Here is a 25,727-nt window from a genome sequence, read left to right on the forward strand (position 1 = left end):
AGTCATCGCGCTCGAGCATCGCGAAAGACCCGTGCCGCTCCCGTGCGCTCATCTGTAATGCTTATCGCACCAAGAACACTATGCTAAGAGCCCTGTACGCCTACCGCGGCTTCATACTCGGCAATATCAAACGCGAATTCCAGTCGAGATACCAGAACTCGCTGCTGGGCGCGGCCTGGAATGTCATCAATCCGCTGGCGATGATTCTGATCTACACCGTGATCTTTTCCGGTGTGATGCGGGCAAAACTGCCCGGCGCCAATACGACGTTCGCCTACAGCGTATATTTGTGCGCCGGTGTGTTGACCTGGGGCTTGTTCACCGAAATCGTCGGCCGCTCGCAAAACGTATTTCTCGACAATGCCAACCTGCTGAAGAAGATCAACTTCCCCAGATTGTGCCTGCCTGTCACCATTCTGGGCAGCGCCATTCTGAACTTCTGCATTATTTTCGGCCTGTTCGTCGCATTTCTGATCATCAGCGGCAACTTTCCCGGCCTGGTATTCCTGGCGCTGATTCCCATACTGGCCATCCTGATCGTGTTCGCAATTGGCCTGGGCATGACGCTGGGAGTCATGAATGTGTTCTTTCGCGACGTGGGCCAGTTTTTTGGGATCTTCCTGCAATTCTGGTTCTGGCTCACCCCCATCGTCTATCCTCGCAACGTCATTCCGGAACGCTTCCAGCATTTGCTCGAGTTCAACCCCATGGCAGGCGTCGTCGGTGCCTGCCAGACCATCCTGGTCGAACATCGCTACCCGTCCTGGTCCAGTCTTTTGCCCTGCGCAATCCTGGGCATCGTGCTCTGCTTTATTGGCATGAACCTGTTCCGTAAACACGTCGGCGAAATGGTGGATGAACTGTAATGGGTGCTATCGTCGTCAAGAACGTAGGCAAGGCCTACAAGGATTATCCAACCCGCTGGCACCGGCTCGCAGAATGGATCTTGCCTGGGTCGCGTAAGCGTCACAGCCTGAAATGGGTGCTCCAGGATATTGATTTCACCGTCGCGCCCGGCGAGGCGGTAGGCATCATTGGGTTCAACGGGGCGGGCAAGAGCACACTGCTCAAGATGATCACGGGCACTACACAACCGACCACGGGTTCCATTTCCTTGTCGGGCCGGGTTGCCGCCATGCTGGAGCTAGGCATGGGCTTTCACCCGGACTTCACCGGACGCCAAAATGTTTATATGGCGGGGCAGCTTCTGGGTTATTCAGGCGAACAGATCAACGGCCTGATGAACGACATTGAGGCCTTTGCGGAAATCGGCGAATACATCGACATGCCGGTACGCGTCTATTCCAGCGGCATGCAGGTCCGGCTCGCATTCAGCGTGGCCACGGCTGTCCGCCCCGACATCCTGATCATCGACGAAGCCCTATCGGTGGGCGATGCTTATTTCCAGCACAAAAGCTTCGACCGGATTCGTGAATTCCGTGCGCAAGGCACCACCTTGCTGCTGGTATCTCACGACAAGCAAGCCATCCAGAGCATCTGCGACCGCGCCATTCTGTTAAATCAGGGCAATATCGCTCACGAGGGCAAGCCCGAAGCCGTCATGGACTACTACAACGCCCTGCTCGCGCAGCGGGAAGGGCACTTGATAGAAATCAAGCAGACCGAACTCGAGGACGGTACGCTGCAAACCGTGTCCGGAACTGGCGAGGCGACAGTCAGCGAGATAGCCTTGATCAACGAAAAGGGCGTCGCTGCCCAGACGCTGAATGTGGGCGAGAAAGTTCGCCTGCGTATTCAAGTCGACGTACGCAAAGATCTCAAAACCTTGATTCTGGGCTACGGTATCAAAGACCGATTGGGACAAGTCATGTACGGCACAAATACGGCGCATACGCGTCAACCCGTCAACGACGTCCGTGCCGGACAACGCCTTACCTATGATTGTGATTTTCCGCTCAACCTTGGCCCAGGTACGTATTCCATTCAGACCGCCCTGGTGAACAGCGAAACCCACCTCGATGAAAATTACGAGTGGCGCGATCTGGCCCTGGTATTCCAGATCGTCAACATGGACAAAACCGATTTCATCGGCAGTTCATGGCTGGAGCCCAAGATAGGAATCTCATTGAAATGAATCTCGTGTCTTACGCGCAGAACCTCGAAGACATCATGCTCTGGCGAGCGTTGAAATCTGTCTCCGAAGGCTTCTACATCGACGTTGGTGCCAACGACCCGGAAACGGACTCCGTTACCAAGCTGTTCTACGATAGAGGCTGGCATGGCATCAATATCGAGCCACTGCAGCAGCACTTGAAAAAACTGCGGGCTGACCGGCCGCGTGACATCAATCTGGGTTGCGGCGCTGGCGCTGAACCCGGCCAGCTAAAGATCTGGGAAAGCAATGTGCGCGGTTGGGCAACCATGGATGCCGAGGTAGCGGCGCGCCATGAAGCAGAGGGCAACAAGGGTCAATGGCATACCGTCGATGTCCGCACGCTCGCGGATATCTGTGCCGAACATGGGCCTGCCGACATTCATTTCCTGAAGATAGACGTCGAAGGATTCGAGTACGAAGTCCTGCGCGGCATGGATTTTACGCGCTTTCGTCCATGGATCGTGGTGGCCGAGGCCACTCTGCCAAATTCCAGAATCGAGAGCTACGCGCAATGGGAAACCCTGCTCCTGCAAGCAGGCTATCTGCATGCCTATTCCGACGGGCTGAACCGCTTTTACGTGGCCAACGAACATCAGGATCTACTCGAGGCCCTGAAATACCCGCCTAATGTCTTTGATGCCTTCAATACGGCTAAAACACAGGCGTTGCACGACTGGGCGCTGGACAACGAGGCCCGTATCAAGGTGCTGCAGCAACAGGTCGAACAAATGAGTTCGGAGGCTGCTGCATTGAATGAGCGGCTGACTACGCAAACTGCGACGCTGAGCGAGCAGCTAGCTCAACGCGATGCAAAGCTCGATGCGCTGTCGGCCGATCTGGCTGAACGCGAGGCACGGCTGGCCGACATGTTCTACAGCACCTCATGGAGAGTGACCGCACCGTTACGCTGGCTGGGTATCCAGCGTACCCGACTGCAAGAACAAGGTCTGAAAAGCCGGTTACGCCGGGGAGCGGTCCAAGCCGCGCGCCTGGGCATCCGATTCGTACGTGCGCGCCCCGGACTGCGCAGCGCCCTGGCCCGCCTCGCCCATAAAACCGGCCTGTATGGTCCGTTGTTTCGCCTGTATAGCCGCATGAGCCAGGCCACGGCAGCCGATTTTTCACCGCACTTCGTGACACCGCCTGCCGACGCGCTGCTGACGCCGCGCGGCCGACGCGTCTACAACGACCTGCTGCAAACCCTGCGCAAGGAGAATCACTGATGCGCCTGCTGATCGACATGCAGGGTGCGCAGACTGAAAGCCGATTCCGCGGAATCGGCCGTTATACCGTCTTGATCGCCCAAGCCATTGCCAAGTTGCGCGGTGAACATGAACTGATCTTGCTCGTCAATGACTTGTTCCCGGAAACCATCGAACCTATCAAGGCCGCCTTTAAGGATCTGGTGCCGGCCAGCCACGTACTGACTTGGCAAACAGCCGGCCCGGTACATGAACGCGACCCTGGCAACACACCGCGGCGCCTGGCCGCCGAAAAGCTCCGCACGATTTTTCTGCAGGCGTTGGATCCCGACGTCATATTCATTCCGAGCCTGTTTGAAGGCTACGTCGATGACGCCGTCACGGGCCTCGAGGCCGACTTGGGTATACCCGTGGTTGTCACTATCCACGACCTGATTCCGCTGAGCAATGCAGCGTACTATCTGGATCCCAATCCGACGTACAAACAGTTCTATCAACGCAAAATCGACACCCTGCAGGCGGCGACAGGGTGGGTAGCCGTATCGGAATACTCGCGTCAGGAAGCTTGCGCGGCGCTGCGCTTGGATCCGCAACGGGTGATTTGCTCGCTTGAGGGATGCGCACCTGTCTTCCATCAACCCGCTACTTCCAGTGCGGCACAAGACCAGGCATTCCTGCGCGGTTACGACATTCATCGCGACTTCTTGCTCTACTCGGGTGGAGCGGATGAACGCAAGAACCTACCCCGGCTTGTACGCGCCTACGCGTTGCTGGACGCCTCTACGCGCCAAAGTCACCAATTAGTCTTGGCCGGCAAGATGCCGCAAGGTGATATCGACAACTTGCGCCGCATCGCCGCGCAATCCGGCCTGCAAGATCAAGAAGTCGTATTTACCGGCTATGTGAATGACGACGAATTGGCTCAGCTGTATCGCTGTTGCAAGCTGTACGTGTTTCCCTCGTGGCAAGAAGGTTTTGGCCTGCCCGCGCTGGAGGCAATGGCTTGCGGTGCAGCAGTCATCGGCTCCAATACCAGCAGCTTGCCTGAGGTCATCGGCAATCCCGATGCACTGTTCAATCCCTTGGACGAACAGTCGATAGCCGAATGCATACGCATCACGCTCGGAGATCCCGGGCGCCTGCAAGCGTTGCGCGAGTGGGGACGACAGCGCGCACAGAAATTCTCATGGGAAGCTGCGGGCCAACTCACGTTGGAGTTCTTGCAACGCATGGCTCGTCGCGACGGCCCGGCCGCCTCCTGGGCAGCTCGCCAACAAGCGGCTGAGACTCGCTACCGTGCCCTGCTGGAGGCGATCAGCGCCATTCACCGCGCAACCCCCTTCGAGGACCGCGATCTCAAGCTGCTGGCCAATGCCATTGCGCACAATATGGCCGTCGCCGAAGACTTCTTTCGAGCAGGCGCACTGCCACAACGCATCGACTGGCGCATCGAAGGGCCTTTCGACAGCTCGTACAGCCTGGCGATCATGAATCGTGAGCTGGCTCGCGCCCTGTCTGCGTTGGGACACGACGTCAGTCTGCACTCCACCGAAGGACCGGGCGATTTCGAGCCCGATGCCAACTTCCTCGAACACAATCCCGATCTGGCAACGATGCACGAGCGGGCCGTCGCTCAGCCGCACAGCAGTGCCTGGGTCGCCAGCCGTAATCTCTACCCTCCCCGAGTCGACGACATGCAGGCGAGGCTGAATCTGATGCATCTCTATGCATGGGAAGAATCCGGTTATCCGCTGGACTGGATCGACGCATTCAACGTCAGTCTGCAAGGCATGTCAGTCGTCTCGAAGCATGTGCACAAAGTCATGGTCGACAATGGCCTGAACGTACCTTGTGTCGTGTCCGGTAACGGTGTGGACCACTGGAACCGCATCGAGGCCGAAACCGGTGCGGCGACACTAGCCGACGCCGGATTCCGCTTCCTGCACGTCTCGTCGTGCTTTCCACGCAAAGGCGTCCAGGCCATGCTAGCAGCATATGGCCAGGCCTTTACAGCGCAAGATGATGTCGTGCTGGTCATCAAGACCTTCGCCAATCCGCACAACGAAGTCCACGATTGGTTGGCCCAGGCCCGCGCAGCGCAACCGTCGTATCCCAAGGTGCAGATTATCGAGGCCGACCTGAGCGATGCGCAGCTCAAGGGGTTGTACCAACAATGTCATGCGCTGCTTGCCCCGAGCAAAGCCGAGGGCTTTGGCCTGCCTCTGGCCGAGGCCATGCTATCCGGCTTGCCAGTCGTTACGACGGCATGGAGCGGACAGCTGGAGTTCTGCACGCCGGAAACTGCATGGTTGGTCGATTACGACTTTGAATATGCGCAAAGCCACCTGGGCATCTTTGACTCTGTATGGGCAAACCCCAAGATAGACGCCTTGCGCGACGCCATACGAGACGTTTACGAAGCATCTGCCGAAACACGCCAAGCGCGCGTGAATCGCGGCCGCGAATTGCTGCTGTCGCGTTTTTCCTGGCAGGACGTTGCCGGCCGCATTGTGCGCAATGCCCGTGACAGCGCGGTGGCGCAAGCTTCGCCCGCGCCTCGTATCGGCTGGATCACGACCTGGAACACGCGCTGCGGAATTGCCACCTACTCGGAACACCTGCTGCATTGCTTGCCCGCACACGTCCAAGTGTTGGCTGCTCGCAACCCTGAACTCATCGCCCGCGACGGCGAGAACGTATCGCGCTGCTGGGACGCCGCCGAACATGAAACACTGGCGGAACTCTCGGCCCAAATCGAAGCACGCAACCTGGATACGTTGGTCGTGCAGTTCAACTATGGCTTTTTCAATCTGGAGAACTTGGCACGCTTCCTTCAGGCGCAATGCGATGCTGGGCGTGTTGTCACCGTCGTCATGCATGCCACGGTGGATCCCGCGCACGTGCCACACAAAAAGCTGGCCATTTTGCGCGATGCGCTGAGCCGCTGTGCGCGCGTCATCGTGCATGCGCTGGGCGATCTGAATCGCCTGAAACAATTAGACCTGGTAGACAACGTCATGCTGTTTCCGCACGGCATCGCAGTGGACGACGACGCTTTGCAGGCCACTGCCAGCCGCCCCGACAGCAAGAGCGAAATCGTGCTGGGAAGCTATGGTTTTTTCCTGCCCCACAAGGGCTTGATCGAGTTGATCGAGGCGGTGGACATCATGCGCCGCGCTGGCCTGGCAGTCCGGCTGCGCATGGTCAACGCCGAATATCCGGCACCGGAATCGACCGAGCTGATACGCCAAGCCCGTGCCCGCATCGCCGAGTTGAATCTGGGAGATCACGTCGAACTGCACACTGACTTCCTCCCCGATGCGCAAAGCCTGGCGCTGCTGCGTGGCACGGACATCATGCTGTACCCGTATCAAAAGACAGGCGAATCGGCCAGCGGCGCGGTGCGCTATGGTCTGGCAGTGGGCAAACCCGTCGTCGTGACCCCTCTATCCATCTTTGACGATCTGGGCGATTCGGTTTTCCGACTCTCGGGCATCGCCCCGGCGGATATCGCCCGCGGGTTGGAAACGCTGTTGCGCGATATCGCCCAAAACCGGAATCACGTGCAACGCACTCTGGACATGGCCACACGCTGGCGCGCCGATCACCGCTATGAGCGCCTGGCTCGGCGACTGTATGGCACGCTCTGCGCCTTGTCGTGTACGAGGGCCGGTCAATGAAGGTGGTGCTGTCGATCGATTCGATCCGTTACCCCTTGACTGGCATCGGTCGCTACACCTATGAGTTGGCGCATCAACTCGCCTTGCTGCCTGCGATTTCCGAACTGCTGTTGATGCGCAACTTCGGATTCACCACCGACCTGCCCGGCGAGCAAGACACGCCCCCGCGCGTCGCAATGGACTGGCGCGGCATGCTGCTGAAGAATCCGTTGAGCCGCGGCCTCATCCGCGCCATGCTTCCCACGCTGCGAGGCCGTGCGCTGCGCCGTCACCAAGGCGCCGTCTATCACGGCCCGAACTTTTATCTGCCGCGCCATAAGGGCCCATCGGTCGCTACGTTTCACGACGTCTCGGTATATAGCTGCGCCCAGTTCCATCCCGCTGAACGGGTGCGCTATATGCGCGGCGAGATCGAAGACGCGTTGAAACGCGCCACTTTCCTGATTACCCCGTCGGAGTTCGTGCGCAGCGAAGTCATGCAGCTGTTTGGCGTGTCCGCTGACCGGATCAGAGCCACACCGCTGGCAGGCTCTCCCGATTTCCGTCCTCGCGATGCGAGCGAGACCCGCTCGGTCCTGACGCCCTTGGGATTGACTCACAACGAATACACCCTATTCGTGGGAACGGTGGAGCCCCGCAAGAACATTAGCGCCCTGCTCGATGCCTACGAAGGACTGCCCGAGTCAATGCGCCTACGTTGGCCATTGATTCTGGCGGGCCACAAGGGCTGGTCCAGCGAAACGCTGCATGCCCGACTACGCCAGGCCGAAGCGGCTGGCTGGCTGCGTTATCTGGACTATCTACCCAACCAGCAACTCGCGACCTTATTTGCCGGGGCGCGGCTTTTCGTGTTTCCCTCGCTATACGAAGGCTTTGGATTACCAGTACTCGAAGCCATGAAATCCGGTGTGCCGATCGTGTGCTCAGACCGCGCATCATTGCCAGAAGTCGCCGGCCCGGGTGCGCTGATGTTCGAGGCGGAAGATATCGCCGCACAACGCGAATGCATCGTACGCGGTCTGGAAGACGAAGACTGGCGCCGCAGAGAAGTCAGTCGCAGCCTGGCGCACGCCTCGCAATTCAGTTGGGAGCGTTGCGCTCGTCAGACCGTTGAAATCTATGCCGAAGCACGGCGGTTGGCTTGATCGGCCAATACACGTTCATAACATTCCCGATAACTGCCTGCCATGCGCGTGGCAGTGAATAGCGTCTCATAACGTCGATACGCTTGTTCGCCCCACCGCTGCACCTGCTCAGGCTCGTTCCAGAATCGATCCAGCGCCGCTCCCAATGCCTCGGGGTTTTCAGGCGGCACGACCAGTCCGCTTTCGTTGTGCAGATTGACGAAGCTGGTGCCCGTCCCGATCTCACATGAAATCATCGGTGTACCCTGTTGAGCCGATTCGGCCAAGGCTAATCCGAATGCTTCAGAACGCAGGTGAGAAGGGAATACAAAGCCGTAAGCCGCTTTCAGCAATATTCGCTTGTCGTCATCAGACACGGCTCCCGCAAAATGCAGATTGTTCAAACCAAGCTGTTGCGCCTGCCGACGCAGCGCCGGCAGCTCTGGCCCGTCCCCCGCCAACACGACGGGATAATCGCGCCCCTTGAGTGCATCCACCAGCGTATGCAACCCCTTGTAGTAGCGCAGCACGCCCAGAAACAGGAAAAAACGCGTGCCAAAACGTTCATGGAATCCAAGCGCCCGCACATCGTCGCCAGGAGCCGGCACAGATGGCTCAATACCCAACGGGATCACGTCGATCTTGTCGCGCCAATGACGTAACACCGGACTGCTGTCGACCAAGCTGGGAGACGTTGCCACGATACGCGACACGCGTGCCAGCATGCGATCGCGCAATGGCGCGTAAAAAGTATTCAGCCGGGCCTGGTTCACCACATCTGAGTGATAGGTCAGCACCGTAGGAATACCCGCGCCTCGCGCCAGATAGCAAATATCTGCGAACGGCCAGGGGAAATGCAAGTGCAGCAGATCCGTATCTGCCAACTCTTCTTTGAAATGCCGGAACAAGCTGAAAGAAAAGCCCGTGGAAGCCAAGTTCAGGTGCCGCTTGTAACGCACCAGTTCGTAATGTGGCGAACGTTCACGTCGAGGCTGGCCAGGCGTAAGTACGACCACCTTGTTCTGCACCCCCAGCGGCGCAGTGTGCGATGCCAGGGTATGAATAGCATGCTCGATGCCCCCGTACGTATCCGGCGCAAAGGTTTTGAAGACATGGGTCACTCGCATCAATGGCGGCGCCTCTTCTTCTTAACAATCATCCATTTTGGAATACGGAAAAGCACCAACTTTCGGTACAGCACAACGTACCCTGTGGCAAATGCCAGCACGCACACCATCAACACGACGGGCATTTGCCAGAACAGCACAGCGGGGATGACGCCTAACGACGACAGCAGCCACAAATACGGCGACGTCAGGGAATTGCGCCAGGTCAGATGGTGCGCTTCGCGCGATCCCACAACCCATCGTACGACACGCTTGTAGATCAGCATGTGCAGATGCACGCCGTCAGGCGCCCCCGGCGAATTTCCGCGCACCCACCGTTTGCGATAAATAGAAAATAGCGTCTCGAATACGGGGTAGATACACAGCAGCAGTGGGAACCAGGCCGACACCTCGGGATGGCGCGCCAGCAACAGCACCGACAATTCACCGATCATGAAGCCCAGGAAATAGGCGCCGCCATCACCCAGAAAGATATGGCCGCGCGGATAGTTCCAGATCAGAAAGCCAATCACGCCGCCCAGCATCCCCAGGGCCACGATCAGCAGCATGCGGTCGCCGAGATAAAAACAGACATAGGCGAAACCAGCGAAAATCATCGCCGACACCACTGCCGCCAAGCCGTTATACCCATCAATGATATTCAAGGCATTGGCTGCGCCGCCGATTGCCACAATCGTAAAAACGAACGATATGGCGCTGAACTGCAGCAGCCAGTCCAGGCCAATGATGTCCACCCGCGTCACCGCGGCATCGAGCAGAAAATACGCCAGGGCCCCGGACGCCATCGCCAACGCCAAACGGGTCAAGACCCGTACGCGCTTGGTCAGGTCCTCCGCGAATCCCCCCAAAAAGGCAGGTGCAGCCGACAGGCCCAGCAACAGCATGCCCGACAAAACGTCAGGCTCGCGAAAGCCGGCCACCGTACAAGTGGCAGCCATAGCGATCACCAACGACAGGCCCCCCACTCGCGGCACAGGCTTGGCGTGGAACTTTTGTACGCTGCCCAGTTCCGAATCCAGGGTCCAGCCGTTACGCCAGGATCGGCACCTAACAAGTAGCGCAGTGAATACCAACGAGGTAAGAAATGCCGTCAACAAATATTGCATAGCAAAGCAGTGTTAGAACCCCCCAAGCTGCCGGGGTCCGTGCGGATTCTATAGGTAGGTACCCATACATAGTGTTTCTGGATTGATCCGCTGGTATTTGCGCATCTCCCTGCCAGACACCGATGCATGCGTATCTATCGCTTCATTTCAGTAGTCGCAGCTATACTCGCTGGATCAAATGCCTCCTCCTAGCCACTAAGCCTGGATTCTGCGCTCTTCGTAGTCTGAGCCGCGAAATAGAACCCAACGCCCTTCAACCTCTGTGGCAAAAACCACAAAAAGATTCCATTAGGCTAGGTAGATTTAGAATATTTTACACAACTTATGTAACAATTTTGTCGCGCTTTCGTAGCAGCTTGACAGCGCCGATAGGCTGCCCAAGCCGTCTCAGCCTGCCGCTTTCTTTTTCATGACGCCATCATCTTTACCCCGTACCTCGCTGCTCATTACCTTACTAGTAGCACTTCTGCCTGTACTGACACTCACTGTGGGTTTAGGCAGCGGTCTGGTCTACATACTGGCTTTCGCCTGTCTCTGCATTATCTTGACCGCGCCTGCTGCACGCGCGCTGCAGCTGCTGCATCCCTACCGCTGGCTGGCGCTCGTGTTGTGCCTGCCGCTGGCTGCCGTCCTGCTCAGCCAGTTGCTCAACGGCCATTTGGAAGGCCCCGGCATTGAGCGCGGCCTGCGGATCGCCTTGGGCTTTCCTTTCCTGCTGGCGGGCTTTCTATTGATCGACCGTGACCGGCTACGCCATTTCGTCTGGGGCGTGTACGCCGCGGGCATTGGCGCCACGGCTATCGTGTGCTATTTGGCAGGCCCAGCGTTAGAGCGTCCACTGACACCCCAATTCAATGCCGTCGGCTACGGCAACCTCATGCTGCTGATGGCCGTGCTGACTCTCTATAGCCTGAGTTGGCAGCTCACCCGCCATCGACGAGCCGAACAGGCGTTCAAACTCGCCGTCGCGGTCATCACCTGTCTGGGTTTCGTCCTGACACAAACTCGCACCGGCTGGATGGCCATCCCGGTCTTTGCAGCGATCGGCATCGTACTGGCCGGCTGGCTCCACCGCCCAATGCGGGCATTGGCTGCGCTGCTGGGCATTGGGCTGGCCGCACTGGCTATCGGTGCGTCCAGCCCGGCATTGCGTGAACGCGTCGCTCAAGGCGTTCACGAAATTCACGAATGCGTCACCGTGACCCCCACTGCCGACACGTCCATGTGCATACGTCTGCAGCTGTGGGGCGCAGCATGGCATACGATCAAACACTCTCCCTGGTCGGGAATCGACGGTCAATCCACATTCTCGGACGAACTGCAGCAGCTGGCTGCCGCGGGTCGAGTCTCGTCTTTTGTGGCCCGGGATTTCGGCGAACCGCATAACGATCTGCTGCTGGCGCTGGCCACTAATGGCCTGCTTGGCGGCCTCGCCCTGCTCATTCTGTATTTCGCCCCGGCGGCACTGTTCGCGGGCCGCATGCGCCATAACGTCCCGCAGGCGCAGCGCGTGGCGGCGGCCATGGGACTGGCGGTGTGTCTGGGTTTCGCCGTCTTTGGCCTTACCGAACTCATGTTCCGGGGCATGCGCACGGTCAGCCTGTACGTGACGTTCATTGCGCTGTTTACCGCGCTTTCGGCGCCTGGCCTGGGACAGGGGCCGACAACGGCGCTACCGGCTAAATAAACTCGCGCGGCGCTCGCCAGCTAAGACGACAACCACGTCTGCAACGTCTGCAGGGTCCGCTCGGTAGCGCCGGCATGGGCGGCTGCCCAATCACGTGCCGCGCGGCTCATGGCCAGGCGACGGTTTTCGTCGTCCAAGAGGGCCAATGCTGCGTCTAATGCTTCCGGCACATCGGAGGCCCGCAGTGCGGCGCCTGCGGCGATCGCATCGGTTGCCGCCTGTTTGAAATTGAACGTGTGTGGCCCGACGATAACCGGCACGCCGGCGGCGCAGGCCTCGATCAGATTGTGCCCACCCAACGGCACGAAACTGCCTGCAACGATGGCCACATCCGCCGCGGCGAAATAAAACGGCATCTCGCCCAGCGTGTCTCCCAGCATCACATCGACATCGAGATCAGCGAGCGGCAAACTTTCTGTCTGCGTCAGCGCCAATTGCCCCTGCTGCGGCATTGCCCGAGGCGCAAGGTCTTGCGGTGCGTATTTGCGGGCTTGGGTGCGCCGCATGTATGTCAGCCCCGCGGCATTCAGTTGCTGGGCAACCTCCTCAAAGCGTTGCGGATGCCTGGGAATTACCAGATACAACACTGACCGCTGGCTCCTGGCACGTGCCGCTGCCCCCATATCGAGCAACGTATCCCCGGATTCCGCTTTCGAGACGATCCCGTTCGTCTGGGCGTTGCGTAGCGCCTTTATCGCTCGCACGAATAACGCGTCTTCGCCTTCGCGCGTGCTCGCCACGGCCACCACTGGGCGCCCCACCGCTTGATGCCAAGCCCGGCCCTCTTCGACCTGCGCTGCGGGCAAGCTGAGATCGAATTTCAAATTGCCTGTCACGCTGACCCGGCGCGCACCCGCCTGTTCCAGCCGCTGGGCGTCTTCGGGGGTTTGTGCCAGCACGGCATCCAGCCCCGCCAGCGCATCGCGCAAAGCCCGCCCCATCCATCCCGCCTGGCGTAGCGAAGAGGCAGAAAATCGCGCACTGATCAGCGCCATGCGTATCCCTTGGCGCTGCGCCTGCGCCAACAGGTTCGGCCATACCTCGCGCTCGATCAGCAGCCCGCAACGGGGCCCATAACGCCGCAAAAATCCGCGCACGGCGCCAGGAAAATCATAGGGCAGCCATGTCTGACGCAATTGACCGGCGGCGATGGCCTCGGCAAACAAGCGAGCGCCTTCATCCCGGCCTGTCGCTGTCGTATGCGTCAACAATACTGGTAATCCACGTTCCAGCAAGGCTTGTATCAAAGGCTGTGCCGCGCGTGTTTCTCCGAGGCTGACGGCATGCACCCAGATGGGCGGCCGGGCAAAGGGAGCCGGACTGCGGTCATCCGCGCGGCCGAACCTTGCCCCTGAAAAAATACCCCAGTCGCCGCCGGCCCGGCGAGCACGCCGCCCCATCCAAAGCCAGACCAGGGGAGCCAGGGCATACAACGCCAGAGTGTAGGTGCCGCGTCGCATGTCAGCCCGATGCCATCACGATCAGCTTGCCGCCAATGCCTGGTCGACAGAGGCCAAGACGGCCTCTCGTGACGGCGGAGCGCCACGGTCCCCGAGGCTTGCAGTGAAATTCGAACCGATCAACGGCGTGCGTACCGGGGTGGAGGCCCGATAGATTCCCACCGTGGGGCGTCCCAAGGCGGCCGACAAGTGCGTCAAGCCGCTATCGAGCCCAACCATGATGCGCGCACCCGCCAATTGCCGGGCAATCGCCGTCAAGTCCATGCGGGGCAGCACCTCGACCCCGTCGAAACCGGCCACCAGGGCCTGGGCGCGTTCGGCCTCTTGCGGATTGCCTGCCAGCAACCGCAATGTGCACCCGGCTTCGCGCACCCGCGTAAATACGGCGCGCCAGTCCTCCTCGGGCCACAGTTTGTCGTCACGGCTGGCCGACGGCATGATCACGGCGTAGCCACGATCCGTATTCAGATGATGGTGCGGCCGGGCACAATCACCCACGCCTTTGCAAGCCTGGGCCTGCGCCCGCGCCTGCTGCGCGAACGCCTGCAATCCGAAATCCGGCGGGCCGCTGTAGGTATAGCCGAACGCCAGAGACGCCAACAATCGTTGCCGCGTCACGGCCGGCTGCCAGAACTCGACGCGGTGACGTACCTGGTAAAACAACGATGCCAGAGGCTCTCGAGCCGAACGCCAGTCCAGCCCGTGGCGCACGCCGCGCGTCTGGCGCACGAGCCAGGCCGATTTCATCAGCGCTTGCATATCCAGCACGACGTCGTACTTCACCGAGCGCAACCGCTCTGCCAACGCCCGGCGCTCGGCTTTCACGGGCTCGGACCACCACGCCTTGCGCCAACGCCGATGCGCCACTTTGATCACGTCATGCACGGCAGGGTGCCAGCTCGGTATTTCCGCAAATGCCTCCTCTGCGACCCAGTCGATGACAGCATCGGGGACATGGCGCGCAATATCGGAGATCGCGGGCAGCATGTGCACGAGATCGCCAAGCGACGAAGTACGGACAATAAGAATACGGGTTGCCATCAATGGACTAGCGGGGACCCACAAAACACGGGTCAGGCCGCAAAACAGAATCCTGGCAATTTACAACAAACGTAAACTTTATGGTGCCCGTCCTGGTGGGCAGCCTCATCGCGGTGCGGACACAGATCGCAATAGCGGTAAAAAGACCGCGCGCAATTCTCGAGCGGCGTCGTCGGTCACCTGGTGCGCGTTGCGGTACCAGGTGCGCCCGTCGCGCGCCACCAGGCATTGCCCCGTGGCGCACAGCTCAACGGCAGGATCCACAATGCCAAAAGGCTTCACCGTCGGCCAGACTTCCTCGATGCTCCTCACGATAGTCGCCTGGCGGGCCATATGATCGGCCAGACTGGGCCCGAACACATCGGTCCCTTTCTGGTTGACACTAAGCAAAGCTGAATCGCGAGGAACATCGTCATTGGCCAGCCGCGGCACATCCAGAATCAAGGTTACGGCTTTGCCGGCCTGCTGCAGATATCGAATGGTGTCGCGTAACGAGGTACTGAACGTCAATGCCGGCATCGGCGAACCATTCGCCGCGACTGCCGGCCCCGCAAAAGCCGTGGCCTCTGCCTCGGTCCAAAAACCAGCCAAAATTACCTGCTGAACGGGAGAGCGCGCGACATATTCCAGCGCGGCATCGGTGATCTGAGCACAATCGGTGCGGACCGGCGAAGCCGCGCCGCGCAACGGTGCGCAGTTGGCATACGCCATGGCAAGACCATGCAACTGCAATTCACGTGCCAACGCATCGAATGCACCGACCCACATCCGCGCATGCGAGTCTCCCAGCAAGATGAAGTCCGGTTGAGACGCCCCCACCGCAGGATCCCCCAACCCACATCCGGACTGCCCCAGACGGATCGCGTCGAGCTCCGGCTTGCCCTCGCACTCGATACCTGGCGCGACGCTCGTGTCATGATCCAATTGCGTCAGTACCGGCGGCAAGCTCTGCTGGTCGGTGCGGCTGGCATGTATGGTCCACCATCCCGCGCCAACACATGCGATACACACGCCCAGGGCCCCAGCAAGTATCGTCCTGGACCCCGCCTTCGAAAACCATCCCGTCCGGAAAGGCCGCTCTATCCCACGCCAAGAAAGCCAGGAAATCAGGAGGGTGAGCGCAAGATACCCCGTCACCGGGATTTGCGGCCACCCGTGGACCGACCACACTGTCGAGCGCGACAGGACCCACAAGGGCCAATGCCACAAGTACAGCGAATAGGACATCAGCCCAACATGCACGAACGCCCGTAAAGACAGCAGCCGCGTCATCCAGGCCGGCGTGCGCGAATAGCCCGCGTAGAGAATCAGGCCAGTACCGGCTACCGGCACCAAGGCGTGCGTGGCAGGAAACGGCGTCGCCTGGGTATAGGTCAACACCCCCCACAGCAGGCAGATCAACCCGACAATCGAGCAAATTTCCGCGAACCACAGTGGCGGCCGGCTCAGGCGCGACCCTGCCAGCGATGCAATGACGCCGCCAAACAACAACTCCCACGCCCGGGATGGCAGCAGATAAAACGCGGCCGACGGATCGGCTTGCAATAGCGCGCCGCTCACGGCGAACGACACTAGTGCCAGCCCGATCAATACGCTGCGCACCACCCATATGGGCGGTGGCGCGAAAAGACGCGGCCCCGCCGGATCGGTGCGTCGGCCCACCCGAAAAAGCAGCACCAGCAAGCCCGGCAGCACGATCATGAATTGCACGCCCACAGCCAGCGACCAAAGATGCCACAGCGGTTGCGTGCCCTGGGCGATGTAGTCCCAGTGACCGTTGCCCAAGCCCCAGAAATAGTGATTCGAGAAAAAATAGGCCGTCTGCCAAGCAGCCCTGCCTGTCTCGGCCAACTCGTCCGGCATCAACAGATAAAAGCTCGCGGCCAAGGTGAACGCAACCACCGCCAACAAGGCCGGCACGATGCGTTTGGCGCGCCGTGCGTAAAAATCGCAGAAGGAAAATTCGCGTTGATACAGACCGGACAATATTTGCCCAGTGATCAAATAGCCAGAAATCACAAAGAAGATATCGACGCCAACGTAGCCACCGCCAAAGCCGGCCACACCTGCGTGACACAGCACCACTGACAGCACGGCCAGTGCGCGCAAACCATCTATATCGGGACGATATTCAGGGGAATACAAAGAAGACGACATACGGCGTGGCACAACTCATGCGTAAAAACACCCAGGAAACTCCATGCATGCAGGCCATGCCTAATGCTAGCCGCTGTTTATATTGGGTTTTGTCCTAGTTTACTCGTGTCTAAATGTACTATTTCGCTACATATTTTTAATTTCCCCTACGGCGAGGTGTCAGTGTTGCGACGGGAACCGGACGCGAGACAGATGACAACGGCGGCAGTCAGGTCCACAATGAATTCAAAAGCAGACCAAGGAGACCGCCATGCGCATAGCCGATGCTCAATGGATTCCGTCCACCCAGCACCAAACCTGGGACGCGCTCATGGACCCTGCTGTGCTGCAGAAATGCCTGCCGGGTTGCGTCAAAATCGAAAAACGATCCCCGACAGAGTATGCCTTGTCCTTGCATGCCAATGTGGGCGGCGTAGAAGCCAGTTACGAAGGAGAAGTTTTGCTTTCCGAACTGAAGCCGCCTCACAGTTGCGCGCTGGCCTTCGAGGGTAAAAGCCCGACTGCTTGTCTGGCGATCGGGACTGCGCAGATCAATTTATCCGAGAAGGACGACGGCACGCGGCTGGCCTATACGGTCGCCGCCATGGCTGGAGGATCGCTGGGCAAGGTCGGCGAACCCATCCTCATGAAGGCCGGCGGCAAGCTGGTGGAAAAATTCTTTGCGGCCTTCATCGATCACATGTCGAAGGTTCCACGTACCGCTCCTCCACCACCGGTGCAAGAGCCCGAACGTGGCCTGGCCTCGTCACGCTGGTCGTGGCTGGCCGTGGCAGCCGTGGTAGTCATGATTGTGGGATATCACGCATTGTTCAAATAGGATGGCGCCTGCGATACGGACTGTCATGCTCCGGTTCGACTGCTGGCATAACATGATCAATCCCTTGAACGCAGGCGCGAATGATGTGAATCGTCGAATTTTCTTTGAATCGCCCTTCGTTCACGATTAGATCGCTGACCTGTCAATGATATCCTTGGCGGCATGACCACACCTGCGACGCCCTCTGCCGATACCGCCCCGGAGCCCCCCCGCTCCAAGCGCGATTTGCTGATGGCGATGATGGGCGTGTCGGCTACCGTCGTGTTGGCCGCCTTTGATTCCACCATTGTCAGCACGACGCTGCCCCGCGTCGCACAAGCCCTCAATGGCATGGCGCTGTACGCCTGGGTTGGAACCGGCTATCTGCTTGCCACCGCGGCGTCCATTTTGATTTTTGGACGCCTGGGCGATTTATTCGGGCGCAAGCCCTTGATGCTGCTGTCTGTGGCGATCATTGCGCTGGGCTCGATCTCCTGTGGCCTGGCCCAATCCATGCCGCAACTGATTGCGTTCCGTACGTTGCAAGGCATAGGCGGCGGCATGATGATCGCCACGGCTTTTGCCGCGCCAGCGGACTTGTTCCCCGACGCCAAGGAGCGCGTGCGTTGGCTGGCTTTGGTGTCGGCGGCCTTTGCCATGGCCAGCGGCATCGGCCCGCTGCTAGGCGGCGCTGCCACACAGGCGTTGGGCTGGCGTGCTGCGTTCTTCATATCCCCGATCGCTGCAGTCGTCGCCCTGTTCCTGCTGGCGCGCTATTTTCCGCGTATCCGGCCGCTTGCGACGCAGGCAAGCAGCCGGCGCATCGATTGGGTGGGCAGTCTCCTGCTTGTCATCGCCGTCAGTGCGCCCTTGGCCGCCATGGAACTGGCCTTCGCGCCCGGCGAGCATGCCCATCCCATGCTCGCACTGGCTTTGGCCTTGGCAGGTGTGGCCGCAATCGCCCTGTTGATTCCCTACGAACGGCGCGTGTCCTCGCCGATTTTTCCGTTGCGCGTCATTGCCCAGCCCGAGCCGCAATTGCTGAACGTCGCCGGCCTCGCTGTCGGTGCCGTGATGTTCATTCTGATCTTTTACAGCCCCCTGCTGCTGCAAACGGAAATGGGCTACACACCGAGCGAGGCCGGCCTGTTATTGACGCCGCTGGTGGCAGCCATTCCGATAGGCAGCATCATCAATGGACAGCTCTTTCCCAAACAGAGCGAGCCACAGCGCCTGATGGTATTTGGGGGCTGTCTGTTGGCGGTAGGCTCGCTCATGGTGCTGGCATTCGGCAAAGACACCTCGACGATCTGGATCCTGGCGGCGTTTTTCGTCAATGGCTGCGCCTTGGGCTTTTTGCTGCCCAACCTGACGCTGTTCATGCAGATGCTCAGCGAGCGCCGCGACGTCGGTATTGCCTCGGCACTGGTACAGACCACTCGCGCCATCGGCAGCGCCGCAGGGACTGCCCTGGTCGGTATTGCCATTGCCCGCAGCTCGGTCCTGCAAGGTGTGCGTATCGGCCTCGTCATCTGCGTCGTCCTGGCCTTGGTCTGCGCCTATCTGACGCATCGCGTCAAAATGAAAAACGTCCTCACCCGCGCCGCTCAACGGCGCAAAGCCTAACGGGAAATTTGCGTCATGCGCCGTCGCGACTTGCTGGACCTGCTGCTGCTGGCGGCAGTGTGGGGCGGATCATTCCTGTTCATGCGTATCGCCGTACCGGAGTTCGGCCCCGGCCCTCTCATGGAACTGCGCGTCGGTCTGGCGGCGCTGACACTGCTGCCGCTGGCCGCATTGCGCGGCAAACTCCCGCTGATTGCGCAACGCTGGAAAGCCATTCTGGTCGTGGGTGCGTTGAATTCCGCCATACCGTTCCTCTTGTATGCCTATGCCGCTCAATCGCTTGGTGCCGGATTCATGTCGGTTGCCAATGCGGTCACACCAGTCTGGGGCGCGGTCATCGGCTGGCTATGGCTCAAAGACCGGCTAGCCTGGAGTCGGGCGTTCGGCTTGGCCGTGGCGGTCTTGGGAATTGTTGTACTGGTCTGGGACAAGCTGAATTTCGGCGCTGGCGGCGACGGGCCCGCGGTACTGGCCGCCGTTTCCGCCCCGCTGTTCTATGGCATCGCCGCCAACTGGACCAAACGATTTCTCAGTGACGTCGACGCGTTGTCCAGCGCAACCGGCAGCATGATCGGGGCGTCGCTCATCCTGGCCCCGCTGGCCATCGCCACCTGGCCGGCCGCGCCCATCTCTTGGCAAGCATGGTCTGCCACCGTTGCACTCGCGATTCTCTGCACCGGATTCGCCTACATCATGTTCTTTCGCCTGATCGCCAGCGTCGGTCCGACGGGTGCGGTCAGTGTCACCTTTCTGGTGCCGGTCTTCGGCGTCCTGTGGGGCGTCTGGTTTTTGGACGAGATGCTGACCGCGCGTATCTTGATTGGCGCAGCCATCATTCTGATCGGAACAGCGCTCTCGCTGGGATTGATGCGCTGGCCAGTACGACGCGACTGATCCGAAGGGATCGCGCGATTTGCCTAAGGCAGCGCATCACGCGGTCAGCGCCGGACCTGAAACGAAGCACGCCCATACCTCGCGCGCCTATGTCAATGTGAAACAAACGCGAAAAATATTGTCGATTCCCGGCGTATTACACAAAGATTGCTAGCATTTGACGGCTCTGTCGCAGACGGTGTGTACTGCGCGCGTTGTTCCGTCTCGCCAGAGTCCAATCGTGGCCATCACAGAACAACGACAGCCCTATGGACGTCAAATCACTAGAACGATCAGGCGAAGTTGCCGCTCTGCGTAATAACGGCGAACTTTTGCTCATTGGGCCCTGGTACGTATTCGAGGGAATATCCAGGTCGCTGGTCATCAACGAGCCCACGCGCCTGCGTGCGGTGCTGTATCCCCACCTGCGCAATGACGCGTCGCTGGCCAAACTGTCGGCACTGTATCGGCGGTTGATCTGCTCCGGCTCGGTACCTGGACATTATTCTGCCCAGCAGACCACCGAGCAAATGATGGCGCTGATGCAGGCCGGCCAGATCTCCGCAGTCGCCTTGCCAGACTCTGCCAGCTACGACGTCAACGGCAGCGTGCAGCCTGCGCAACTGTCGGCCACGCTTTCCGGTCCGGTTTCTCAATGGCCCCTCGCCGATCGGTTCGGCTACGTCCTCAATCAAAGTCTGGAGTACATGCCTGCTGCACTCCAAACAGAACTGGCTGGCCAACTCAGCGGCACGAATCTGGCCATCATTGTCGGCGGTCTCGTGATCTGGGCGGGCTCACATGCCGTCGGCGTAGGATTTGTCGCAGATGCGGCGCTGATTGCCATCGGCTTTGCTTTCGCAGGCTGGTCGATTTTCAGCGGCATCAAGAATCTGGCGCGATTTTTCAATTTGACCATCGACGCATCCAGCCAAAACGATCTGAACGAAGCGGCCAAGCAATTCGCGCAAGGCGTCATGGCGATGGGTGTGGGCGCAGTCATCGCCATGCTGACTCGAGGAGCCGGCCGTCTCGCGCCACGGCGAGCCAGCCGCGCTATGCCTAGACCCGGCACTGAAACCCCGCAAACCGCGCGCCAAGCCGGAGCGCGGCCGGCAGAACCGGTCCCTGCAACCCGAGACTCCCTACCCTGGGGTTCATGGAACGGCTATCCCAAAGTCACGCAAGGAGGGCGAACCTACGCACAAATCGGCGACCGTCTTTATTCCCAGCACGCGGTGGACCGCATGCTGCCTTCCGGATTGGGCGCTCCGGCAGGCACGGTGGGCGCAGGCCGCAACATCCCTCCCAATATCGTCGAGCACGTCATCCGCACGGGAGACCCCACCACATCGATCGTCAACGGCGTTACCCGCACCACATACTGGAGTGGTAATGTTGGGGCCGTCACCGAAAATGGCGGCAATATCGTCGTCACCATTCTTCGCCGAGGAGGATAATGAATACTTGGCTATACCCAGAGGCAGTCCAGCGCGTAGAACAAGCTTGCGCTTCGTTCTTATCGCAAGATGCCACTATTGAACAAGTGCAGGCGGCGCTACGCCAGTCCGAACAGGAAATCGTGGCGCTCGATGAAAAGTGGCTGCGATCGCTGCTGTTTGACGCTGAAAACAAGCTCGAGGAGATCTTGTACACCGTCTCTGACGACCAGCAGGCTCAGGCTGCAAACGAAGTCGTTCGGCACATATTGCGCAGCATTCAGGCGCCGCGTTCCGTCTGAGGCGATCAGTATTCCCCGGAACGCCCTGTCAGGGCCACGCCGATACGCAGCATCGTATAGGACAAGGCATCGACACACCGCTTCCACCAGCCGCGCCGGTGATAGTCCAGGGGGCGAACCAATCGCCCGCCTTGTGCGATCGCCGTTTCCAGACGTTGTTGCAGGTCGCGGGCCAATGCCAGATCGTCGACCACGACATTCGCCTCGCGTGCCAGCAATAAGCTGAACGGATCGAGATTCGACGAGCCGACTATCGCCATGTCGTCAATGACCGCGACCTTGGCATGCAGATAACTGGGCATATACTCGTAGATTTCTATGCCCCCTCGCAATAGCTGATCGTACAGCGATCGCGTCGCGTAATACTGCATGTGGTATTCGATCTTGCCTTGCAGCAGCAAACGCACCTTGACGCCACGTGCGGCCGCACGCAACAACGCTTTGCGGAACTGGCGGCCGGGAAAAAAATACGCATTGCCGATCAGAATATCTCGCTGGGCATGTTGAATACCGTACAAATACGCCCGTTCAAACGTCTGCCGATAACGCAGGTTGTCACGCAACACGAGTGCGGCACGCTGATGGCCCGCCAATGCCGCAGAGGGCCACGAGGGCAAGCCGAGCTTGATACGGGGCCACTCACGCGGATAGCGGCGCAGCCTGGCCCAGTTCATCCGTACCCATAGCAAGTCCTGCGCATGCACGGCATACGCCACCAGGGGGCCTCGTACTTGTACCGCAAAATCAAACCGCGGAGCATTGATACCGTCGTCAGGATCGAGATCGTCGTAGTCATCCACGACGTTGATGCCGCCAATGAAAGCAACTTCTCCATCCACCACTGTCAGTTTGCGATGCAAGCGGCGCAGCCGGCTGCGTGACGGTACCAGTCGTCCATACCAGGGCGGTTCAGGTCGATAAATGCGGCATTGCCCGCCTGCCTCCACAACGCGATCACGTATGGCCTGCGCAGTATTGGCGCTGCCAAACCCGTCCAGCACCACTCGCACTTTCACCCCGCGACGCGCCGCTTGCTCCAGGCTATGCAGGACCTGCTTGCCAGTGCGGTCAGGCAGAAAGATGTACGTTTCCAGATGCACACTGACGCGCGCCGCATCAATCGCCCGGCACAGCGCCGGGAAAAAATCGGCGCCATTTTGCAGCAGGTCGACGGCGTTGTGATTGGTCCAGTCCAGCCTGACGATATCGGCCTTCACGGCAGCTCGAGCTCCGCCAGCAACGGAGCATGATCCGACAAACGCGCCCACCCGCGGCCACGCAGAACACGCGCGCTGCGCACTGCGAATCCACGTTGATAAATGCGATCCAGCCTGAACCAGGGAAATACGGCCGGAAAGGTACGCGGCGGCGGCAGCGGACAATATGCGCCGTCCATCCCCAACTGATTGCCGCGTTCTTGAACGGCCAGCGCGTTAGGTACTCCTCGCAGCGCATTGCTGAGCCGTCGCACTGAATCCCTCAGCCGAGGCAGTTCTCCGCCATGACTGCGGGGGGCGTTGGCAAAGACTTCGATCACGCCCAACTGCTGTACGAACAAGGGTGCCAGACGATCACCCCAATCGTTGAAATCCCCGGCGATCAGGATAGGGTCGCCTTCAGGCACCGATTGGGCAATACGCTCTGAGAGCGCCAGAATCTGCCGGCTGCGGCTGCCCGCAAACAATCCGAGGTGCACGACAAAACAGTGCACGTTGCGATCCTCGATCTGCACCCGCGCATGCAGCAAGCCTCGCTGCTCCAGACGATGATCGGAGATATCCAGATTCTCGTGGTCCAGAATTTCATAGCGCGATAACAGTGCATTGCCATGATCCGTGCGGTCACGAATGGCATTGCACCCATAGGCAACATTCAGGCGCAATGCCGCGGCCAGCGACTCGTGCTGCGCATGCGACATGGAACGCTGTTCGTTGCGGCCCTGCACTTCCTGCAGGAACACCAAATCAGGACGCAGCCCATACAAGCCGAGACGCAAGTCATTGAGCGACTCGTGACGCCCCAGGGACGAGCGTCCCTTGTGAATGTTGTAGCTGATAACGCGGATAAGCGACATAAACCGAATGGCGCCTTTTATGCAACGGACAAGGGCAGCCTAAGCTGCCCTTACCCTGGCTAGCGGGTGGGTAACACGGAACCCGCATCACCCTCTGCCCGCAGATTACTTCATTTCACTTCAACATTGCGCAGGCGAATGTGCAACTCGCGCAATTGCTTCTCGTCAACCTCCGACGGCGCCTGCGTCAGCAGGCACTGCGCGCGCTGGGTCTTGGGGAAAGCGATAACATCGCGAATCGACTCGGCGCCGGTCATCATCGTCACGATACGGTCCAGGCCGAACGCGATCCCGCCGTGCGGAGGCGCACCATATTGCAGCGCATCCAACAAGAAGCCGAATTTTTCGCGGGCCTCTTCGGCACCGATCTTCAGCGCACGGAAGACCTTGCTCTGGACTTCTTCGCGGTGGATACGGACCGAACCGCCGCCGATTTCCCAACCGTTGAGCACCATGTCATAGGCCTTGGCGAATGCCTTGCTGGGATCCGATTCCAGGAAGTCTTCGTGGCCGTCCTTGGGGCTGGTGAACGGATGGTGTGCCGCAGTGTAGCGGCCGTCTTCCTCGTCGTATTCGAACATCGGGAAGTCGACCACCCACAGGGGTTTCCAGCCGCTGGACGCGAGGTTGTGCTTTTTGCCGAAATCGCTGTGGCCGATCTTGACGCGCAAGGCGCCGATCGCATCGTTGACCACCTTGGCACGATCAGCGCCAAAGAAAATGATATCGCCGTCTTGTGCGCCGGTGCGCTTGATCAGCTCGGCCAATGCGGCATCGTGCAGATTCTTGACGATGGGCGACTGCAGGCCGTCACGGCCCTTGGCGGTTTCGTTGACCTTGATATAGGCCAGACCCTTGGCGCCGTAAATCGCGACAAACTGCGTGTACGCGTCGATCTCGCTACGCGACAACTCGCCGCCATTGGGCACGCGCAGGGCCACCACACGGCTGCCCGGCGTCGTCGCGGCGCTGGCGAACACCTTGAAGTCCACGTCGGCCATGATGTCGGCCACATCGGTGAACTCGAGATTCACGCGCAGATCGGGCTTGTCCGAACCATAGCGCTGCATGGCTTCGGTCCAGCTCATGATGGGGAACGGCGCAGGCAGATCGACGTCTTGCACGACCTTGAAGACATGGCGGATCATGTTTTCAAAGATCTCGCGAATTTCGACTTCGCTCAGGAACGAGGTTTCGCAATCGATCTGGGTGAATTCCGGCTGACGGTCTGCACGCAGGTCCTCGTCACGGAAGCATTTGGTGATCTGATAGTAGCGATCAAAGCCCGACACCATCAGCATCTGCTTGAACAGCTGCGGCGACTGCGGCAAGGCAAAGAAGTGGCCGGCGTTCACGCGCGAAGGCACCAGATAGTCGCGCGCGCCTTCGGGCGTACTCTTGGTCAGCATCGGGGTTTCGATGTCGATGAAACCCAGCTGATCCAGGAACTTGCGCACCTCGATGGACACGCGGTAACGCAGCATCAGATTGCGCTGCATCTGCGGACGGCGCAGATCGAGCACGCGGTGCGTCAGGCGCGTGGTTTCAGAGAGGTTATCGTCTTCGAGCTGGAACGGCGGCGTGATCGACGCGTTCAAGATCTCGACCTCTTTACACAGCACTTCGACTTCGCCCGAGGCCAGATCGGGGTTCGCCGTGCCTTCGGGGCGCAGACGCACCAGACCGGTGACGCGGATGCAGAATTCGTTGCGCAGGCGTTCGGCGGTGGCAAAGGCGGCATTGTCCGGATCGAACACGATCTGGGCCAGCCCCACGCGGTCGCGCAGGTCGATGAAGATGACCCCACCGTGGTCACGGCGGCGGTTCACCCAGCCGTACAGGGTGACAGTCTGGCCGAGATGGTCACGGCAAACCTCGCCGGTGTAGCAGGTACGCATTGCGGAATGACTCCTAGGT

General features: G+C 59.8%; 19 protein-coding genes. 11 read left to right on the forward strand and 8 right to left on the reverse strand.

Annotated elements, in window-relative coordinates:
• The first annotated feature begins 80 nt into the window (after positions 1 to 80).
• The 5 genes from CAL20_RS25205 to CAL20_RS25225 are packed head-to-tail and all read left to right on the forward strand — an operon-like array spanning position 81 to position 8,143.
• Positions 81 to 866 carry an ABC transporter permease gene (locus tag CAL20_RS25205; protein ID WP_094839361.1) on the forward strand — a complete coding sequence of 262 codons (786 nt, stop codon included), beginning with the start codon at positions 81 to 83 and terminating at the stop codon, positions 864 to 866.
• On the forward strand, positions 866 to 2,095 hold the full coding sequence (locus tag CAL20_RS25210; protein ID WP_094839362.1) for an ABC transporter ATP-binding protein: 1,230 nt from the start codon (positions 866 to 868) through the stop codon (positions 2,093 to 2,095). The genes CAL20_RS25205 and CAL20_RS25210 overlap by 1 nt, the downstream gene beginning before the upstream one ends.
• On the forward strand, positions 2,092 to 3,339 hold the full coding sequence (locus tag CAL20_RS25215; RefSeq protein ID WP_176456637.1) for an FkbM family methyltransferase: 1,248 nt from the start codon (positions 2,092 to 2,094) through the stop codon (positions 3,337 to 3,339). Before CAL20_RS25210 ends, CAL20_RS25215 begins: the two co-directional genes overlap by 4 nt.
• On the forward strand, positions 3,339 to 6,998 hold the full coding sequence (locus CAL20_RS25220) for a glycosyltransferase (RefSeq protein ID WP_094839363.1): 3,660 nt from the start codon (positions 3,339 to 3,341) through the stop codon (positions 6,996 to 6,998). Before CAL20_RS25215 ends, CAL20_RS25220 begins: the two co-directional genes overlap by 1 nt.
• Positions 6,995 to 8,143 carry a glycosyltransferase family 4 protein gene (locus CAL20_RS25225; RefSeq protein WP_094824143.1) on the forward strand — a complete coding sequence of 383 codons (1,149 nt, stop codon included), beginning with the start codon at positions 6,995 to 6,997 and terminating at the stop codon, positions 8,141 to 8,143. Before CAL20_RS25220 ends, CAL20_RS25225 begins: the two co-directional genes overlap by 4 nt.
• On the opposite strand, the gene CAL20_RS25230 is transcribed toward CAL20_RS25225, so the two are convergent.
• Together CAL20_RS25230 and CAL20_RS25235 are read right to left on the reverse strand one after the other, a co-directional pair.
• Entirely contained in the window at positions 8,116 to 9,249 is a 1,134-nt protein-coding gene (locus CAL20_RS25230; protein ID WP_094839364.1) for a glycosyltransferase, read from the reverse strand. The two genes, CAL20_RS25225 and CAL20_RS25230, sit on opposite strands and share 28 nt — an antisense overlap.
• Positions 9,249 to 10,355, reverse strand: coding sequence for an MraY family glycosyltransferase (locus CAL20_RS25235; protein WP_094824141.1), 1,107 nt, complete (start codon positions 10,353 to 10,355; stop codon positions 9,249 to 9,251). Before CAL20_RS25235 ends, CAL20_RS25230 begins: the two co-directional genes overlap by 1 nt.
• Positions 10,356 to 10,764: 409 nt before the next feature.
• Here CAL20_RS25235 and CAL20_RS25240 point away from each other — a divergent pair, with 409 nt between their 5' ends.
• On the forward strand, positions 10,765 to 12,042 hold the full coding sequence (locus CAL20_RS25240; protein ID WP_094824140.1) for an O-antigen ligase family protein: 1,278 nt from the start codon (positions 10,765 to 10,767) through the stop codon (positions 12,040 to 12,042).
• 20 nt (positions 12,043 to 12,062) lie between these two features.
• On the opposite strand, the gene CAL20_RS25245 is transcribed toward CAL20_RS25240, so the two are convergent.
• From CAL20_RS25245 to CAL20_RS25255, 3 genes are all read right to left on the reverse strand, one after another.
• The gene (locus tag CAL20_RS25245) at positions 12,063 to 13,502 is read right to left on the reverse strand and encodes a 3-deoxy-D-manno-octulosonic acid transferase (protein WP_094839365.1); all 1,440 of its coding nucleotides are present in this window, start codon (positions 13,500 to 13,502) and stop codon (positions 12,063 to 12,065) included.
• A gap of 21 nt (positions 13,503 to 13,523) precedes the next feature.
• Positions 13,524 to 14,543, reverse strand: coding sequence for a lipopolysaccharide heptosyltransferase I (waaC, locus tag CAL20_RS25250; protein ID WP_094824138.1), 1,020 nt, complete (start codon positions 14,541 to 14,543; stop codon positions 13,524 to 13,526).
• Between the two features lie 105 nt (positions 14,544 to 14,648).
• Positions 14,649 to 16,700 (reverse strand): acyltransferase family protein, encoded by a 2,052-nt coding sequence (locus CAL20_RS25255; RefSeq protein ID WP_094839366.1) that lies wholly within the window; start codon positions 16,698 to 16,700, stop codon positions 14,649 to 14,651.
• 250 nt (positions 16,701 to 16,950) lie between these two features.
• Between CAL20_RS25255 and CAL20_RS25260 the strand changes: the two genes are divergently transcribed.
• The 5 genes from CAL20_RS25260 to CAL20_RS25280 all read left to right on the forward strand — a co-directional run bounded on the left by CAL20_RS25260 (position 16,951) and on the right by CAL20_RS25280 (position 21,736).
• Complete coding sequence (locus CAL20_RS25260; RefSeq protein ID WP_094824136.1) at positions 16,951 to 17,517, forward strand: CoxG family protein; 567 nt, start codon at positions 16,951 to 16,953, stop codon at positions 17,515 to 17,517.
• 162 nt (positions 17,518 to 17,679) lie between these two features.
• A complete protein-coding gene (locus CAL20_RS25265) occupies positions 17,680 to 19,122 on the forward strand; it encodes an MFS transporter (protein ID WP_094839367.1) in 1,443 nt (480 codons plus the stop codon).
• 15 nt (positions 19,123 to 19,137) lie between these two features.
• Positions 19,138 to 20,016: a DMT family transporter gene (locus CAL20_RS25270; RefSeq protein WP_094839368.1), complete on the forward strand. Its 879-nt coding sequence runs from the start codon at positions 19,138 to 19,140 to the stop codon at positions 20,014 to 20,016.
• 248 nt (positions 20,017 to 20,264) lie between these two features.
• Positions 20,265 to 21,455 (forward strand): hypothetical protein, encoded by a 1,191-nt coding sequence (locus CAL20_RS25725; RefSeq protein ID WP_218830736.1) that lies wholly within the window; start codon positions 20,265 to 20,267, stop codon positions 21,453 to 21,455.
• Positions 21,455 to 21,736, forward strand: coding sequence for a hypothetical protein (locus CAL20_RS25280; RefSeq protein ID WP_094839369.1), 282 nt, complete (start codon positions 21,455 to 21,457; stop codon positions 21,734 to 21,736). The genes CAL20_RS25725 and CAL20_RS25280 overlap by 1 nt, the downstream gene beginning before the upstream one ends.
• A 5-nt stretch (positions 21,737 to 21,741) precedes the next feature.
• On the opposite strand, the gene clsB is transcribed toward CAL20_RS25280, so the two are convergent.
• From clsB to aspS, 3 genes are all read right to left on the reverse strand, one after another.
• The gene (clsB, locus tag CAL20_RS25285; protein ID WP_094839370.1) at positions 21,742 to 22,953 is read right to left on the reverse strand and encodes a cardiolipin synthase ClsB; all 1,212 of its coding nucleotides are present in this window, start codon (positions 22,951 to 22,953) and stop codon (positions 21,742 to 21,744) included.
• Positions 22,950 to 23,810 (reverse strand): endonuclease/exonuclease/phosphatase family protein, encoded by an 861-nt coding sequence (locus tag CAL20_RS25290; protein WP_094824132.1) that lies wholly within the window; start codon positions 23,808 to 23,810, stop codon positions 22,950 to 22,952. Before CAL20_RS25290 ends, clsB begins: the two co-directional genes overlap by 4 nt.
• A gap of 110 nt (positions 23,811 to 23,920) precedes the next feature.
• Entirely contained in the window at positions 23,921 to 25,708 is a 1,788-nt protein-coding gene (gene aspS / locus CAL20_RS25295; RefSeq protein WP_094839371.1) for an aspartate--tRNA ligase, read from the reverse strand.
• Positions 25,709 to 25,727: the final 19 nt, after the last annotated feature.

It is taken from the genome of Bordetella genomosp. 4 (assembly GCF_002261185.1).
Taxonomy (GTDB): domain Bacteria; phylum Pseudomonadota; class Gammaproteobacteria; order Burkholderiales; family Burkholderiaceae_B; genus Bordetella_A.